Annotated in this window: 13 protein-coding genes and 1 tRNA gene; 2 read left to right on the top strand and 12 right to left on the bottom strand. The window is 63.1% G+C overall.

Annotation, left to right across the window (positions count from 1 at the left end; translation table 11 throughout):
* Positions 1 to 50 precede the first annotated feature (50 nt).
* From CDQ91_RS00190 to CDQ91_RS00200, 3 genes are all read right to left on the bottom strand, one after another.
* Positions 51 to 126: transfer RNA gene (locus CDQ91_RS00190), tRNA-Ile, on the bottom strand.
* Positions 127 to 181: 55 nt separating this feature from the next.
* The gene (locus CDQ91_RS00195; RefSeq protein ID WP_237245752.1) at positions 182 to 1,228 is read right to left on the bottom strand and encodes a polysaccharide deacetylase family protein; all 1,047 of its coding nucleotides are present in this window, start codon (positions 1,226 to 1,228) and stop codon (positions 182 to 184) included.
* An 18-nt stretch (positions 1,229 to 1,246) separates the two neighbouring features.
* A complete protein-coding gene (locus CDQ91_RS00200) occupies positions 1,247 to 2,926 on the bottom strand; it encodes a histidine kinase dimerization/phospho-acceptor domain-containing protein (protein WP_237245753.1) in 1,680 nt (559 codons plus the stop codon).
* A gap of 168 nt (positions 2,927 to 3,094) precedes the next feature.
* On the opposite strand from CDQ91_RS00200, the gene CDQ91_RS00205 reads away from it, so the two are divergent.
* A complete protein-coding gene (locus CDQ91_RS00205; RefSeq protein ID WP_088470710.1) occupies positions 3,095 to 3,568 on the top strand; it encodes an Lrp/AsnC family transcriptional regulator in 474 nt (157 codons plus the stop codon).
* An 84-nt stretch (positions 3,569 to 3,652) separates the two neighbouring features.
* Here the strand turns inward: CDQ91_RS00205 and CDQ91_RS00210 are convergent, their stop codons facing one another.
* Complete coding sequence (locus CDQ91_RS00210) at positions 3,653 to 4,939, bottom strand: tetratricopeptide repeat protein (protein WP_088470711.1); 1,287 nt, start codon at positions 4,937 to 4,939, stop codon at positions 3,653 to 3,655.
* A gap of 163 nt (positions 4,940 to 5,102) precedes the next feature.
* Positions 5,103 to 5,399, bottom strand: a complete 297-nt coding sequence (locus tag CDQ91_RS00215; protein WP_088470712.1) for an Hpt domain-containing protein — start codon at positions 5,397 to 5,399, stop codon at positions 5,103 to 5,105.
* A 131-nt stretch (positions 5,400 to 5,530) separates the two neighbouring features.
* On the opposite strand from CDQ91_RS00215, the gene CDQ91_RS00220 reads away from it, so the two are divergent.
* On the top strand, positions 5,531 to 7,834 hold the full coding sequence (locus CDQ91_RS00220) for a coiled-coil domain-containing protein (RefSeq protein WP_237245754.1): 2,304 nt from the start codon (positions 5,531 to 5,533) through the stop codon (positions 7,832 to 7,834).
* Between the two features lie 180 nt (positions 7,835 to 8,014).
* On the opposite strand, the gene CDQ91_RS00225 is transcribed toward CDQ91_RS00220, so the two are convergent.
* From CDQ91_RS00225 to nuoL, 7 genes are read right to left on the bottom strand one after another with little or no spacing between them, the layout of a single operon-like run.
* On the bottom strand, positions 8,015 to 8,275 hold the full coding sequence (locus tag CDQ91_RS00225) for a DUF1467 family protein (RefSeq protein ID WP_088470714.1): 261 nt from the start codon (positions 8,273 to 8,275) through the stop codon (positions 8,015 to 8,017).
* Between the two features lie 11 nt (positions 8,276 to 8,286).
* Positions 8,287 to 9,921, bottom strand: coding sequence for a ribonuclease J (locus CDQ91_RS00230; protein ID WP_088470715.1), 1,635 nt, complete (start codon positions 9,919 to 9,921; stop codon positions 8,287 to 8,289).
* Positions 9,918 to 10,703, bottom strand: coding sequence for a type III pantothenate kinase (locus CDQ91_RS00235; protein WP_088470716.1), 786 nt, complete (start codon positions 10,701 to 10,703; stop codon positions 9,918 to 9,920). Before CDQ91_RS00235 ends, CDQ91_RS00230 begins: the two co-directional genes overlap by 4 nt.
* A 2-nt stretch (positions 10,704 to 10,705) precedes the next feature.
* Positions 10,706 to 11,509 (bottom strand): biotin--[acetyl-CoA-carboxylase] ligase, encoded by an 804-nt coding sequence (locus CDQ91_RS00240; protein WP_088470717.1) that lies wholly within the window; start codon positions 11,507 to 11,509, stop codon positions 10,706 to 10,708.
* Positions 11,431 to 12,864: an NADH-quinone oxidoreductase subunit NuoN gene (gene nuoN / locus CDQ91_RS00245; RefSeq protein ID WP_088470718.1), complete on the bottom strand. Its 1,434-nt coding sequence runs from the start codon at positions 12,862 to 12,864 to the stop codon at positions 11,431 to 11,433. The genes CDQ91_RS00240 and nuoN overlap by 79 nt, the downstream gene beginning before the upstream one ends.
* On the bottom strand, positions 12,861 to 14,408 hold the full coding sequence (locus tag CDQ91_RS00250; RefSeq protein ID WP_088470719.1) for an NADH-quinone oxidoreductase subunit M: 1,548 nt from the start codon (positions 14,406 to 14,408) through the stop codon (positions 12,861 to 12,863). Before CDQ91_RS00250 ends, nuoN begins: the two co-directional genes overlap by 4 nt.
* Entirely contained in the window at positions 14,405 to 16,459 is a 2,055-nt protein-coding gene (gene nuoL, locus CDQ91_RS00255) for an NADH-quinone oxidoreductase subunit L (protein WP_088470720.1), read from the bottom strand. Before nuoL ends, CDQ91_RS00250 begins: the two co-directional genes overlap by 4 nt.

Raw genomic sequence — 16,459 nt, forward strand, 5'->3', positions numbered from 1 at the left:
CCTCTGTTGGAGACAATGGACCGCCATAACCCCTGAAAGGCAAGGGAAAATGGTGGGCCCGGCAGGACTCGAACCCGCAACCTAGCCGTTATGAGCGGCCAGCTCTAACCGTTGAGCTACAGGCCCCCGTGGGGATGAGCGGGCGATAGCGGAGGGTGTGGCGCGTTGGCAAGCGCAACGATCAGACGGTCACCGCTTTAGCATCGGCCATCGCCAGAATCCCTGCCGCCGTCGTCGCTTCGACGCCCCGGCGGGCGAGATGGTCGAGCACGATGTCCCACCAGCGGTAGAAACGGCCGAGGTCGGCGGAACTGCGGACATAGGGCGTGTTGCCGGGTTGCAGCGACGGCGAGTGAAAGGAGAAGGTCAGGACAGGCAGGCGCAGATCGACTGCGATGTCGATCGCCCGGCACGCGCGCTCGGCCGGTATGCCTTCAGGGGTCAGCGCGATCCGCTCGACAAGGCCGAAGCGGGCGAGCGCGGCCCCGGCACGCGATCCTGGCCGCGCAAAGCGGTGATAGAGCCCTGGTCCCACGCGGCCGAGCAGGCCGCCAAACAATGTCGTTACGGGCACTTCGAGCACCGCCCCGCCATTGGTCCGGACTCGCCACGGATGAAGCGACGCCGCGCGATAGTCGGGGCCATGACCACTGCGATAATCGAAGCCCGCGCGCACCGACGTGTCGCAGCGGAAACCAAGTTCGGCGAGCATTTCGGCCGTGTCGGCACCCAGACCATAGCGCCCGGCGCGATAGACGGTTGGAGCGAGGCCGAAACGATCGCGGATTGCAGCATGTAGCGCCGCCATTTTCGCGCGCTGCAAATCCACCGGCAGATTGCCCGTATAGCTGTTAAAGGCGTTCACATCCTCGTCGTGCGGCGGTGTCACCCAGGGATGAAGCTGCGCACCGATTTCACAGCGGCCCGCGGCTCTCGCCGCGCCCAATATCCCGACGGCCCGGTCGTCGCCGACGATCGGCCAATCGACGAGATAAATGGGCTGGACCGCCGCGCGATCAAAATAAGCCTGACAATCAGCGAGCGCCGGAACCGAATCGAGGCGATAGCCGGTGCGCGCAAAGGGCGCGCTCCAATCGAAATCCTCTTCGGTGTCGATGGTAACCCAGAAACGCGGACGCTCACCCTCGGCCAACGCAACACGATCGCGCGCGGCCGGATATGCAAAGAAACTGCCCGCAGACTCCACCGCGCCTCCCCCCTTTTGCACCGCCGCCCCCGGCCCGCGCTATTCGCCCAGCTTTACGTCCAGCTCGACGTTGCCGCTCGGGTTGGCGGAGGGCAGGTGCAAGGTCAAGGCGTTATGCCCGATATCGAGACGTCCGCCCGCGCTGCGCGCCAGACTATCGACCAGCCGCAACGAGAAGCCGAGGCTGAGGATGGCGGCGCCCGGCGCTTCGCCGTCGGGACTAAACCCCGGATCGAGCAGGTCCGTCGCGGTCGCAAAGCGGATCGCGACGGGGCGGACGATGCGCAACTGCAGCATGTCGTCATGCTCGGGTTCGACAACCAATTGCCCGACCAGGACCGCTCCTGTTTCGGAGACATCGACAAGCGCCGTCAGCAGGCGGCCGATCATCCGCCGCGAATTGGCGTCGTCCGAGCGTGCCAGAAAGGGGCCGCCGACACGCGAAATACTGAGGTCGATATGCTGTTCGGACAGCAAGGGCGCGAGGTCGCTTTCCACATGCGCCATCACCATGGCGATATCGGTTATTTCGCCGGTCGCCGGCGCGATGGAAGCTGTCGGCTCGATCCGGGTCGCGGTGTCGAGATCGTCGATAATCGACTCGACCGAGGCGGAATCGGCAATGATCGTGTCGGCCATCGCGCGATAAGCGCCGCTGACCGGTCCGAACATCTGGCTCGATATAATCTGAGAAAAACCCGATATGGCATTGAGCGGGCTGCGCAGTTCATGGATCAATTGCCGGATCGAATCGCCCGGATCGACGGAGTCGAGCGATGCGGGTCGGCCATAGGGAATTTCATTGCCGCGCGGACGCCGCGCGCTGCCGCGATAACCGCGAAACTGTCCGGTCGCCGGGTCGAACCAGGGCAAGGCCGAAAAACGCCATTCGCCCGATTCGGCAGGCGTCCCCGCCAGCACCATGCGTGCGTTGATGATTTCGGCGCGATGGCGAAAGGCGCCCGCGGCGACACCGTCGGTGCCCGGCTCATCGCCGTAAGCCGCCTCGGCGATCGACAGGCCGATCGCCGCGCCGCGCATAATTCCGTCGATCCAATTGATAACCCCGTCGGGACCGGTTTCGAACAGGAAGGCCGCACGCGGCGCTCGCGGTTCTGGCGAAGCGCTCGATGGCTGCATCGACGGCTGGCTGCGCGTCGATTGATATTTGTCGATTCGGCGGACCAACTCGCTGATCTGGCTCGGCCCGGTCCCGGCAGGTGCTGCCGTGACAACCTCATCCGCAATTGGCGGTGGCGCGGCTTCGCTCGCCACCTCTGGCTGCGGCAGCGCGACCGATCCCGCACCCAGGCTGACCAGCGCGCGCCGTACCGCTTCGGAAAGATCGCTGCGCCCCGCCAGAATCGAGCGCGCCATCGCCCCCGTTGCCGGCAGGAGTGCTGCCCAGTCGGCATCGGAGAGCCGCGCCCGACCCAACATAGCGGCAGAAACGGCGGGCACGTCATTGGCATAAAAGGCAACGAGCGGCGCGAAACGACCATGGCCCGCAACGGCCGACGCGCAATCGCGGCGAATATTTTCGGGAACCTGAGGACGCAAAACAGAGAGCGCATGGAAACTGCGACGGATATCGTCGTCGCTCAATTGATTGCCGCGCTGGGCAAGAATGTCGGTCAATTGGCGCCAGACAGCGATGCTGGCGCGTCGATCCGCCGGCGCATGGCGCAAGATGGTCGCGATCATCGGGTCAGCAGTCACGCAAAGTCGGCCCCACACTCTTAACGTCAGTTAGCGTAAAATTAGCGGCTAGCGTGAATCCGTCAGTCGTGAAAGTGGCTTCACCCTGCGCGTCACATTGTGGGACAATTGCAATCGGCTGAAATAATATTATGGTCACCGCAGTTTTAGAAAGCGGATGTTTCACAGATGGCAAGCCAGAAATTCGACCAGATCGATTTACAGATACTCGGCGAACTCCAGAAAAATGGACGAATGACGAACGTCGAGCTGGCCCAGATGGTCGGTTTGACTGCGCCGCCCTGCCTGCGCCGGGTACGGGCGCTCGAAGAATCGGGGGTGATCCGATCCTATCATGCCGACCTCGATGCGGCGAAGCTGGGCTATGGCATCACCGTCTTTGCGATGGTCAGCCTGCGCAGCCAGGCCGAGGCCGATCTGAAGGCGTTCGAAGATTATGTCGGCGAGCTCGCCGAGGTACGCGAATGTTATATGCTCAACGGCGAGATCGACTTTTTGCTGAAAGTCGTCGCGCGCGACCTACAGAGTTTCCAATCCTTCCTGACCGCGCATCTGACGTCGGCACCCAACGTCACCAGCGTGAAGACGTCGCTGACGATTCGGACCGCCAAACAGCTCGCCGGAATTCCCGTCGAATCGTGACCGCACGGCCTTCCTGCTAAAGAAAAGGGCGCCGCTCCATCGGGAGCGGCGCCCTTTTGATTTTTCTGTCGAACCGAAGCGGGGTCAGCCGCCCGTTGCCGGTGCGGCCGCCGGAGCGCCCTTGGTCTTGACGTGGATCGTCCAGAGCTGGGCGAGCCGCTGACGGGGGCCCTGCACCTTGGCAAAGCTGGCGAGCGCCGCATCATTCTGACCAGCGAGCGCCTGGGCGACGCCAAGGCGATACAGAACCAGCGGGTCCGAACCGCCGCTGGCTTTCAGTGCCGCTTCATAGAGCGGAATCGCCTGCGCCGCCTGACCATTGCCGACCAGCGCATCGCCGGTGGCACGCGCAGCCTTCGGATTGTTGAGCGTCGCGGGCTTGCCGGCGTCGGCCGTCACAGCGGCGGCATCGGTTGCCGCGCGCGGTTCCTGCGAGCTGAGAATCCCGCTGAAATGGGTATCGCTCTTCGGGATAACGCCCTTCGCCTGCCCCTGCTTCACGACAGCCACGACTTCGCCCGGATAACCGGCTTCGATCGCCAGCGCGGAATATTCGGCATATTCGGGCCGATCGGTCATGGAGTCTGTGGCACGCATCAGGCGCAGGACATCGAGGTTCATATCCTTGTCCGCGCCCGCCTGCTGCAACATGATATAGAGCAGGTTCCGCCATGTTGCAGGGGCCGGATAATCCTGAACGCGCATCGTCAGCGCTTCGAGCATGTCATTGGTGCGCTTGGCCTTTTGGAAAGCCTGCGCCGGGCGGACGAACAATTCTTCCGACGGACGCTTGCCTGCGGCACGATCAGCCTCGATCGCGGCCTTGGCGATCGCCCACCCCTGATCAACCTGTCCGGCGTTGATATAGCTGTCCATCAGCATGGCCGACAGGCTCGCCTCGGTGGAACCGGCGGCTTTGGCCGCTTCGAGGCGCTGAATCGCCTTGGCATAATTTTTGGCGCCATAGGCAAAATTGCCCGAGAAGAAATTATAGACGCCCACGCTCTCCGACGGGGTAAGCCCGGAATCGATCATGGTGTCGAGACCCTGCGCCTGCAGCGTCTGATCCTTGTTCAAAATGCCAAGCTGCAGCTGATAATTGGCGAGCAGATATTTGTCTTCCGGGGTCGTTGCCGTCGACTGGCCTTCGGTCAGCGCCGCCTGCAGCGCAGCCGCATCTTTCGCCGCCGTCGCGTCCATCATCTTTTTGACCGCTGGCGAGAACGTCTTGCTGGCGCTCATTCCACCTTTCTTGGTCTCTTCCTTCTTCGGCTTTTCCTTCGCAGCGGCAGGGGCTGCGGTCGTCATCAGCGCGCAGCCGAGCAGAGCGGCCATCGCCGTCGCGGGCGTCGAGCGGAAACGGTTGAACATCGAAATCTCTCCTTCGTATCGGCCGCCTCGCCTGGACGCAGTTATGGGCTCGGCCGCGGTTCCTAAACGCGGCTAAACGCGTCGCGTTGCCATGGCAAGACAGCCCGTATCGATTTTCCTGGCACCGGACGGCTGAACGGGAATTGAACCCGCGTCGGCGCGGTCAGGCGATGGCGGCGATCGCCGCGTTGATCCGGCGAAGCACGGCGGGATCGCCCGGCGCGCCCGCCATCGCCTCTTCGGCAAGTTCGATCAGCGATATGACGCCAAATGTGGCCCCGAGCCCTTTCAGGCGCAGCGCCGCAACGTTCCAGTTTGCGTCGCAGCGCGCCCGGCGCATCAAGTCGGCAAGATCGCGTGCGCTCGTTGCAAACACGGCCCGCAAATCCATCGCCATCGCCGGATCGTCCCCGATCGCGGCGGTCAAATACCGGTCAAGGGGCCCACTATCGAACGACATTCCACAGGATTGACATTGCGCGGTTAAGTTTCCGTTTCGCGCGATGCATTTGATGCTAGAATGGGAGGATGACCGGAGAAAAGAAAATCGTCGGATTGTGGCGGGAATCCGCGGCAAGCCAGGAAGCCGACATGCAGGCGCCAGCGGAAACCGCAGCGCCCGAATCCGTGTTGGCGCCCGACGCCCCCGCGCCCGCCGATCGCGACTGGCTCGATATGTCGGCCCTCGCCGAAACCCACGCCGGGGACGCGTCCGAAGAGACGGCGGTATTCTCGCAATGGCGCGATCGCACCGCTCCTGCGCTGCTGCTGATACTGGGTATCGGCTGGACCGGTTTCGCATTGGCGGCCTCGACCGAAAATTTCGCGCGGAGTCCCGCGTTTGCCGAATGGCCCGGGCTGCTCGCGGTCATCGCGATGCCGCTGACGTTGCTGATAATATTATGGATGGCCTTGTTGCGATCGAGCCGTTCGGAACAAGCGCGGTTCGCGCGTGTCGCCAAGGCGCTGCAGAATGAGAATATGGCGCTCAACCAGTCGATGCATTCGCTGGGGCTCCATCTGGTCGATGCCCAACGCCAACTTGGCGAACAGGCAAGGCTCGTCCAGAATCTGGGGCTCGATACCGTCGCACGGCTGAACGAAAGCAGCGACAAGCTTGCCGGCAACGCCTCGGTCATCGCCAATGCCCACGACCAGCTCGCGCGATCGGGCGATGTGGCGTTGCAGCGGATGGACGGTCTGCTCGCCGGATTGCCGCGAATCGACGATGTCGCACAGCGGCTGGCGGTCAATTTTCGCGAAGCCGGGCTGGTCGCGCACCAGCAGGGCGCGAACCTCGAAGCGCAGCTGGCGTCACTCGCCGAGGAAGCGGCAAAGACCGCCCAGACCGGCGAAGCATCAGCGGCCAGTCTGCACGAAGCCATGTACGCCCTTGAGGAACAGGCCAGACTGGCCGAAACCGGGCTGCTGACCGCTTCGGCGCAAGTCACCGGCGCGCATGGAGCAGCGCTTGCGCAAATGACGAAACTCGCCGCCTCGGCGCGTGACGATATGAACGCGACGGTCGCGACCTTGACCGGACAGATGGGCGCCACCTGGCAGCAATTCCGCGAAGGCATTGACGACGCCGCCACACTGATGGACGCCCGGCTGACAACGGCACGCGAGGCTGGTGATGCGATGGGTGCGCAGCTTGCGGCCCATGGCCAGGCAAGCGAGGCGCTGGCCGCCCGCATCACAGCGCACGTCGCCGAGGTCGAACAGCAGCTCGGACTGCTCGACGTCAATATTTCGGCCAGCACCGGCGTCATCGGTCGCGCGATCGAAGACACCAAGGCGCAGCTCACGGCTTTCACCGGCGAAGTTCAGAGCGGCAACGCATCCGCGCACCAGTTGATCACCCACGCCGAATCGCTGTTGCTCGCACTAGATGCCGTGACCCGTGAAATCGACGAAACCCTGCCCCACGCGCTCGATCGCATCACCGCGCACGGCACGACGACGCAGACGGCTCTGTCGCAGCTGCGTCCGATCCTCGACGCGTCCGAACTCGTCGCCCAATCGACGCTGTCGCACGTCAATGCGGTGCACGCGACGCTCCAGACCAACGAAGGGCAGATGGCCGATCAGGCGACCAGCCAGCAGGCACTGGCCGAACGGATCAACGCCGCGCTGGCCGAGGCCGATGGCGCGCTGGCCAAATTGCGCAGCGGCGCCGACGAATTCGCCGAGCAAGGTGGCGCGCGCATGATAGCGACGCTGACCGAAGTGCGTAGCACCGCCGAGGCCGCAGCCGACGAAGCGCGTCAGACGCTCGACCGCCTTGTCGCGGGTGCGCGCGAAATGATGGAGGCGACCGCGAGCCAAGCCGTCGACACCGCGTTCAAGACCGAGATCATGGCGCAACTGACCGCGATCGAGGAAGCCTCGCTGCGTGCGGTCGCCGCCGCGAATGGCGCCGCCGACCGGCTGATGCGCCAGCTGATCACGGTGATGGACACGAGCGCGAGCGTCGAGGCGCGCGTCGCGGAGGCCGAACAGGCAATCGCCGCGTCGGGCCGCGATTCGCTGGCAAAACAGGTCGGTTTGCTGACCGAAGCGCTGAAATCGACCGCGATCGACGTCACCAAAATTCTGTCGCACGAAGTCAGCGATGCCGCGTGGGACGCCTATCTGAAGGGTGACCGCGGCGTCTTTGCACGGCGTGCGGTCAAGCTGATCGAAAATGGCGAGGCGAAAGAAATCCTGCGCCTGTACCAGAGCGACGACGGCTTCCACGCCGCAGTCAATCAGTTCATCCATGATTTCGAAGCGATGCTGCGCGTGTTGATCGGCGCGCGCGACGGGTCGGCGATCAGCGTGACGCTGCTGTCGTCGGATATTGGCAAGCTGTATGTCGCGCTGGCGCAGGCGATCGACCGGCTGCGAAATTAAAGCGCCACGACTTTGCTTTGAATCGTCGTTGCGCGGAGAGGCAATCTCCAGCCATCGGCCTTGTACAAGGCTGATGGCGTACAAGGCTGATGGCTGGAGATTGCTTCGCTACGCTGGCAATGACGAAATGGGACTATCGGCAACAACGAAGTTGCATTTCTCGCTACAACGAGAGTGGCCTTACCCCCGCCCGCTGAACACTTCAGGATCGGCCCAGCCGTTCGTGAACGCGATATAATAGACCACAAAAAGGCCCGTCGCGACGATCGTGATCTGGAGCAGGACGCGTGCTGGACGGAAGGTTGCGGGCGCGCCCGCGTCCTGCCCGCTCACCATCGGCATATTATCGTCGCTTGCGCGGCGGCCATGAAAAGGCAGCACGAGAAACGCGCTGAGCGCCCAGAAGAGCAGATAGATGGCGAACGCCGAAGTCCAATTCATTGCGTCTGTCCTCAGATATCGACGAGCATGACGTCGACGATGGGCTTCTTGCCCGTCCAGTCAGTCGCGACGCGGCGCACCGCCAGCCGGACCGCTTCGCGCAGCCGGTCGCGCTCCTTCGCCGGACCGGTTGCGGTCTTCTGCACCGCTTCGCGCATTTCGTCGATGAACGCCTCGCGCTCATCCTCGACCGGGACGCCGCGATAGCTGACCGAGCTTTCGACAAAGCGCTTTTTCGAGAAGATCGCCGCGACCGTAATGTGGCCGTGAAGCGCAATCTTGCGCCGTTCGTTGATCGTCTCGCCTTCGGCGGGCAGGATCACATCGCCGTCAAGGATCAGGCGCCCCGCGTGAACGCGCTCGACGATCTTCACCGGTCCAGGCGACAGGCGGCAAAGATCGCCATTTTCCTGCACCAGCATGCCGGGCACGCCCTGTTCGAGCGCGAAACGCGCCTGTTCGTGCATGTGGCGGATCTCGCCGTGCACCGGCAGCACCAGCTTCGGACGCAGCCAGCCATAGAGCGCCGCCAATTCGGGCTGCCCCGGGTGGCCGCTGACATGGATATGCGCCTGCTTCTCGGTCACGGTCAGGACATCCTTGGCGGCAAGCTGGTTCATGATCCGTCCGATCGCGACCTCGTTGCCGGGGATCTGCTTCGACGAGAAGATGACGGTGTCTCCGGCCTGAAGCTTGATCTGGTGTCCGTCGGACGCCATGCGGCCGAGCGCCGCGCGGGCTTCGCCCTGCCCGCCTGTCGCGATGACCATCAACTTGTCGCGCGGGAGGCGCATCGCTTCGTCGAAATCGACCGTCGGCGGAAAATCCTTCAAATAGCCCGCCGCTCGCGCGACGCCGAGGATGCGGTCGAGCGAGCGTCCTGCAACGCACAACGTGCGCCCGGTTTCGACCGCAACCCGGCCCAACGTCGCGAGCCGCGCGGCGTTGGAGGCGAAGGTGGTGACGATGACGCGCCCGCGCGCTTCGCCGACCGCTTTGAGCAGGCCGTCGTGGAGGCCGCCTTCGCTGCCGGACGCTTCGGCGTTGAAGGCGTTGGTCGAATCGCAGACGAGAACGTCGACGCCCTCGTCGCCGATCGCGGTCAGCGCTGCGGCGCTCGACGGGGTGCCGAGCACCGGATCGGCGTCGAGCTTCCAGTCGCCGGTGTGGAACACGCGGCCATAGGGGGTGTCGATCACCGCCGCGCTCATCTCGAGGATCGAGTGGGCGAGCGGCATCAGGCGGATGCCGAAGGGGCCAAGCTGGAACTCGGCGTCGATATCGACGGTGTGGATCTTGACCTCTTTCTCCAGCCCCTCTTCGGCGAGCTTGTGCGCGATCAGCCCCGCGGTGAAGCGGTTGGCGTAAAGCGGCACGCCGAGGTCGGCGGCGAGATAGGGCAAGGCCCCAATATGATCCTCATGCCCGTGGGTCAGGATGATCCCGAGCAGGTCCTTTTTGCGATCCTCGATAAATTCGAGGTCGGGCATGATGATGTCGATGCCGGGATAATCATGGGTGCCAAAGGTCACGCCCAGATCGAGCATGATCCATTTGCCATCGCAGCCATAAAGATTGGCGTTCATCCCAATCTCGCCCGATCCGCCGAGCGCGAGGAAGAGAAGTTCTTTGCCGGGAACGGTCATGCCGCGCTCCCCCGCTGTGCATAAAGATGCATCAAGCCGTTCAGCGTCAGATCGGGTTCGATCCGGTCAAACAAATGCGCCTGTTCCTGGAACAAGGTCGCCAGACCGCCGGTGGCAATCACCGTCAGCGGCTTGCCGATCTCGGCCTTCATACGGCCAATCAGCCCTTCCATCATCGATACATAACCCCAATAGACGCCAATCAGCATCTGACTCTCGGTAGTGCGACCGATAACGCTATTCGTGGTGGGCGCTTCAATCGCGATGCGCGGCAGCTTGGCTGCGGCAGCGACGAGCGCCTCTAGTGATAAATTGACCCCGGGAGCGATGATGCCGCCCATATAGGCGCCGTCGGGGTCGATATGGTCGAGCGTCGTCGCAGTGCCGAAACTGATAACGAGCTTGTCGGTGCCGGGTGCGGCGGCCTGCGCCGAGATCGCGTTGACCGCGCGGTCGGCGCCGACCGACTGCGGCTCGTCGACCTTGAGCGCAATGCCCCAGGTTACCGGCGCGCGTCCCGCAACGAGCGCGTCGACGCCGAAATATTTGACCGACAACAGCTGCAGATTGTGCAGCGCGCGCGGCACGACGGTCGAAATGATCACCGCATCGACATCGCTGCGCTCATAGCCCTCGATCCGCAGCAACTGGTCGAGCCATACCGCATATTCGTCGGCGGTGCGGCGGTCGTCGGTCGCGATGCGCCAACGCGCAAGCATCTCGGCGCCCTGAAACAGCGCGAATTTGGCGTTGGTGTTGCCGACATCTATCGCGAGAAGCATGGTCAATTCCTTCCCGACACGGGTCGTTGCAATTCGACATCGCCCGCGTGGATCAGCATGACCTCTCCGCCCGCGCGGCGCAAGCGCAGCGCCCCATCGGGCGCGAGGCCGTCGAATGTCCCGTCGATCCCCTGTTCTGACACCCGCAGCGGCGTTCCGACGGGATGGGCATGGGTCGTCCATGCCGCGACGATGTTATCGATCCCTCCCTGCCGCCACGTCCACAGCGCGTCGGTCAATGCAACCGCAAGCACTTCGGCAAAACGGTCGCGGTCGATCGTCACACCCTTGTCGGCAAAGCAGACCGTTGGACGATCGGGCAAATCGGGCGACGATACCAGATTGACCCCCATGCCGATGACGATGCTGTCACCGACGCGCTCGAGCAGGATGCCGGTGCATTTGACGCCCTCGATCAACAGGTCGTTCGGCCATTTGAGCTTTGCATCGACGCCGGGGGCCAGCGTGCCCACCGCTTTCGCCAGCGCGACGCCGGCAACGAGAGACAGACCCGCCGGCGACGGATCGCCCGCGGTCAGATGAACCACGGTCGATCCCATGAAATTGCCAAGCCCGTCGCCCCATGCGCGGCCCAGACGGCCGCGACCGGCGGTCTGGCGGTCGGCGACCAGCCAATGCCCTTCCCTGACATGCTCACCGCCTGCCAGCCGCGCCAGCAGGTCGGCGTTGGTCGAACCTGTCTGCGCGATCCGCTCTATCGGCGGGATCAGAAGAGCACCGCTGCGGCGCTGGCCGAAATCACCGCCAGCACAGGGATGAAGAGATAGCCGATGACCGACAGCCACAACGCGCTTGCCGTGATCACCGCATCCTCGGCGATCACGCCGCCGCCCGCCGGGATTTCGGTGTCCGACTTGTCATCGAAATACATCGTCTTGATGATCGAGATATAATAAAATGCGCCGATCACCGAAGCGACGATACCCGCAACCGCCAGCGGCACGAGGTTCGCGTTCACCGCAGCCTCGAACACCAGATATTTCGGCCAGAAACCGAAAAGCGGGGGAATACCGGCCAGGCTGAACAGGAACACCGTCATCGCGGCCGCAATCCCCGGGCGGCGCTGTGACAGCCCCGCCAGTGCCGGAATGCTCTCGATCTGATTGCCCTCTGCGTCGCGCAATTGCAGCACGACAAGGAAAGCGCCGAGCGTCGTCACGACATAGACGAGCAAATAGGTCAGCACGGCCTCGACCCCCTGCTGCGTTCCGGCAGCGAGGCCGACGAGCATGAAGCCAACATTGTTGATCGACGAATAGGCGAGCAGCCGCTTGATATTCTTCTGCCCGATCGCGCCGACCGCACCGAGGATGATCGATGCGAGCGCGAGGAAGATGATGATCTGCTGCCAGGCGCCAACCGCGGGGCCCATTGCCTCGATCACGACGCGCGTCATCATCGCCATCGCCGCCACTTTCGGCGCGCTGGCGAAGAAGGTCGTCACCGGGGTCGGCGCGCCTTCATAGACGTCGGGCGTCCACATGTGGAACGGCACGGCGCTGATCTTGAAACCAAGACCCGCGAGCACGAACACGATGCCAAAGATCAGCCCGATGTTGAGCTCGCCGCCCATCGCCTTGGCGATGCCGGTGAAATCGGTGGTGCCCGAGAAACCATAGAGCAGCGAAATGCCATAGAGCAGCATGCCCGACGCCAGCGCGCCGAGGATGAAATATTTCAGGCCCGCTTCGCTCGACCGGTCGTCGTTGCGCATGAAGCTGGCAAGGACATAGGCGGCCAGGCTGTTGAGCTCGAGCCCGACATAGAGCGTCATCAGGTCGCGCGACGACGCCATGATGCCCATGCCCAGCGTCGCGAACAGGATCAGCGCCGGATATTCGGCGCGCATCCCGCTGGTGAAGAAGCGCGGTGCGATCAGGATCGACACGAAGCTCGCGGCATAGATCAGCAGCTTGGCGAAACCGCCGAAATTGTCGACCGACAGCGTGCCCGAGAAGACCGATGTCTGAACCCCGAACAGCGCGACGACGGCGGCGGTCGCAGCGGCGAGCGTCAGCAAGGCGCTGAGCTGATAAATGCCGACCTGACGGTCACCCAGGAAGGTGCCGAGCATCAGCGTGATAAGCCCGCCGATCGTCAGGATCAGTTCGGGCCAGATGAGCATGAGATCGGCGGTCATTGAACGCCTCCCGCATGATGTGCTTCGCCGTGATGGGCCTCCGCAGCCTTGGGCTTGCCCGCGGCAAGATGCGCGTCGCCGGCGGGTTTGGCCGGCGCAAGCCGTGCCACGACCGTTGTCACGTCACCGCGCATCGGCGCGAGGAAGCTTTCGGGATAGACACCCATCCACAGCGCCACGGCGGCCAGCGGCGCCAGGACGGCCCATTCGCGGGGGTTGAGATCGGGCATCGCCTTCACATCGTCCTTGGTCAGTTCGCCGAACACAACGCGGCGGTAGAGATAGAGCATATATGCGGCCCCCAGGATGATCCCGGTGGTGCAGACGAAGGCAACCCAGCTCGAGGCTTCGTAAATGCCCGCGAGGCTCAGGAATTCGCCGACGAAACCGCTGGTGCCCGGCAGGCCGATCGACGCCATGGTGAACAGCATGAAGAAGAGCGCATAGGCGGGCATGTTCACCGCGAGGCCGCCGTAACGATCGATCTCGCGCGTGTGAAGCCGGTCATAGATGACCCCGACGCAGAAGAAGAGCGCGGCCGACACGACACCATGGCTGAGCATGATGATCAGCGCGCCCTCGATGCCTTGCTGGTTGAAGGCGAACAGGCCCGCGGTGACGATCGCCATATGGGCGACCGACGAATAGGCGATCAGCTTCTTCATGTCGCTCTGCACCAGCGCGACGAGGCTGGTATAGACCACCGCGATCATCGACAGGCCAAAGACGACCCACATCAGCTGCCCCGACGCATCGGGGAACATCGGCATCATGAAGCGGATGAAACCATAAGCGCCAAGCTTGAGCAGCACGCCCGCGAGGATCATCGAGCCTGCGGTCGGCGCCTGGACGTGCGCGTCCGGAAGCCAGGTATGGACGGGCCACATCGGCATCTTGACCGCAAGGCTGGCGAAGAAGGCAAGCCACAACCACGTCTGCATCTGAACCGGGAAGTCGTAGTTCAGCAGGACCGGGATCGAGGTCGTTCCGGCCTCTGCGATCATCGCGATCATCGCGATCAGCATCAGCACCGAGCCAAGCAGCGTGTAGAGGAAGAATTTATACGCCGCATATTTGCGGTTCGCCCCGCCCCAGATGCCGATGATGAAATACATCGGGATCAGACCGGCTTCGAAGAAGATGTAAAAGAGCAGCAGATCCTGCGCCATGAAGACGCCGATCATCACGACTTCCATGACGAGGAACATCGACATGTAGAGGCCGACGCGGCTCTTGATCGATTCCCAGCTCGCCAAAATGCACAGCGGCATCAGGAAGACGCTGAGCATGATCAGCATGAGGGCCATGCCATCGATGCCGAGCGCATAGTTGAAGCGGCCGAAAATGCCCTCGTGCAGTTCCTGGAACTGCCACTGCGCGCCGCCGATGTCGAAATTGGCCCACAGGATGCAGCCGAGGACGAAGGTCGCCAGCGTTGCGCCCAGCGCAACCCAGCGTGCCATTTTGTCGCCGACGAACAGACAGGCGATGGCGGCAATCGCGGGGACCGCCAGCATCAGCGAAAGAATGGGAAAGCCGCTCACAGGAAATTCACCATGGCCCAGCTGGCGAGGCCGACAAGACCCAGCAGCATCACGAACGCATATCCATAAACATAACCCGATTGCAGTCGTACCGCGAGCCGCGTTCCCCCCTGAACGAGCGCCGCGACACCATCAGGGCCGAAGCGGTCGATCGTCTGTTCATCACCACGCTTCCAGAAGAAGCGGCCGATCGCGAACGCCGGCTTGATGAAGAGGATGTTGTACAGCTCGTCGAAATACCATTTGTTGTAGAGGAACTGGTGCAGCAGCTTGAACTGCGCCACGAACCGTGCCGGCAGCGTGGTGTTGCGAATATAGCTGTTCCAGGCAAGGAACAGGCCGATCGCCATCACCGTGAACGGCGTCCACTTGACCCACAGCGGCACTTCATGCGCGGCGTGCATCAGATGTTCGTCGAACGCCAGCATACTGCCCTTCCAGAAGGCCATACCCTCTTCGGGATAGATGAACTGGTGGTGGAAGGCGATGCCCGCGAACACCGCGCCGATCGACAGCAAGACCAGCGGGATCAGCATCGTGATCGGGCTTTCGTGCGGGTGATAGCCCGCCGTGCCGTCGCTGTGCGCATCGTGATGATGGCTATGGTCGTCGTGCGCAGCATGGGCATTATCGTAATGGCCGTGACCATGATCATCGTGAACCGCGTGCTGAATATGCTCGCTCTGTTCCCAGCGCGCCTTGCCATAGAAGGTCAGGAAGACGAGGCGCCACGAATAGAAGCTGGTGAGGAAAGCCACGAAAATGCCGACCCAGAAAGCCACCACGCCGCCGCCGCCGCTCGCAAAAGCGGCCTCGAGGATGCCGTCCTTCGAATAGAAGCCGGCAAAGCCTGCAACCCCGGCGATACCGACGCCGGTGATCGCCAGCGTACCGAGCATCATCGCCCAGAAGGTGATCGGGATCTGCTTCCGCAGATTGCCGTAATAACGCATGTCCTGTTCATGGTGCATCGCATGGATGACCGAACCGGCACCAAGGAACAGCAGCGCCTTGAAGAAGGCGTGCGTGAACAGGTGGAACATCGCCGCGCCATAAGCGCCCGCGCCGGCGGCAAAGAACATGTAACCGAGCTGCGAACAGGTCGAATAGGCGATGACCCGCTTGATGTCCCACTGCGTCGTCGCAACGGTCGCGGCGAAGAAGCAGGTTGCGGCGCCGACGAACATCACGACGCCCTGTGCGACGTCCGAGGTTTCGAACATCGGCGACAGGCGGCAGACCATGAACACGCCCGCGGTAACCATCGTCGCGGCATGGATCAGCGCCGACACCGGGGTCGGGCCTTCCATCGCGTCGGGAAGCCAGGTGTGCAGGCCAAGCTGCGCCGACTTGCCCATCGCGCCGATGAACAGCAGCAGGCAGAGGATCGTCATCGTATCGAGACGCATGCCGAGGAAGGTGATCGTCGAACCCGCCATGCCCGGTGCGGCCGCCAGAATCTCGGGGATCGAGACGGTGCCGAAAACAAGGAAGGTGCCGAAGATGCCGAGCATGAAGCCCAGATCGCCGACGCGATTGACGACGAACGCCTTGATCGCGGCGGCATTGGCGCTGGGCTTTTTATACCAGAAGCCGATGAGCAGATAGGATGCGAGACCAACGCCTTCCCAGCCGAAGAACATCTGAACCAGATTGTTCGCGGTCACGAGCATCAGCATCGCGAAGGTGAAGAGCGAGAGGTAAGCGAAGAAGCGCGGCTGGTCCGGGTCTTCCTCCATATAGCCCCAGCTATACAGGTGGACGAGCGCCGAGACGGTCGTGATGACGACAAGCATCACCGCGGTCAGCGTGTCGACGCGCAATTCCCAGTTGAACTGAAGCGCGCCCGACGACACCCAGTGCAGCACGGTCACGACTTCGGCCTGACCCGTACCCGTCACGAACGACAGGAAGATCGGCCAGCTCAGGGCGCAGCTGGTGAACAGCGCGCCCGTCGTGACGAGTTTCGACGCAAAGGGACCAATGGCACGTTGGCCAAGCCCTGCGACAAGTGCCGCGAGCAGCGGCAGGAAAACGATCGCCTGAATCAC

The organism is Sphingopyxis witflariensis (genome assembly GCF_002205635.1).
Classification (GTDB): Bacteria; Pseudomonadota; Alphaproteobacteria; order Sphingomonadales; family Sphingomonadaceae; genus Sphingopyxis; species Sphingopyxis witflariensis.

Bases quoted from the DNA above. Each gene is read 5' to 3' on its own strand.
- CDQ91_RS00225 (WP_088470714.1), bottom strand. From the start codon at position 8,275: ATGAATTGGACTTCGGCGTTCGCCATCTATCTGCTCTTCTGGGCGCTC.
- CDQ91_RS00210 (WP_088470711.1), bottom strand. From the start codon at position 4,939: ATGTTCAACCGTTTCCGCTCGACGCCCGCGACGGCGATGGCCGCTCTG.
- CDQ91_RS00205 (WP_088470710.1), top strand. From the start codon at position 3,095: ATGGCAAGCCAGAAATTCGACCAGATCGATTTACAGATACTCGGCGAA.
- CDQ91_RS00235 (WP_088470716.1), bottom strand. From the start codon at position 10,703: ATGCTTCTCGCGATAGATGTCGGCAACACCAACGCCAAATTCGCGCTG.
- CDQ91_RS00220 (WP_237245754.1), top strand. From the start codon at position 5,531: ATGCAGGCGCCAGCGGAAACCGCAGCGCCCGAATCCGTGTTGGCGCCC.
- CDQ91_RS00215 (WP_088470712.1), bottom strand. From the start codon at position 5,399: ATGTCGTTCGATAGTGGGCCCCTTGACCGGTATTTGACCGCCGCGATC.
- CDQ91_RS00230 (WP_088470715.1), bottom strand. From the start codon at position 9,921: ATGACCGTTCCCGGCAAAGAACTTCTCTTCCTCGCGCTCGGCGGATCG.
- nuoN (WP_088470718.1), bottom strand. From the start codon at position 12,864: ATGACCGCCGATCTCATGCTCATCTGGCCCGAACTGATCCTGACGATC.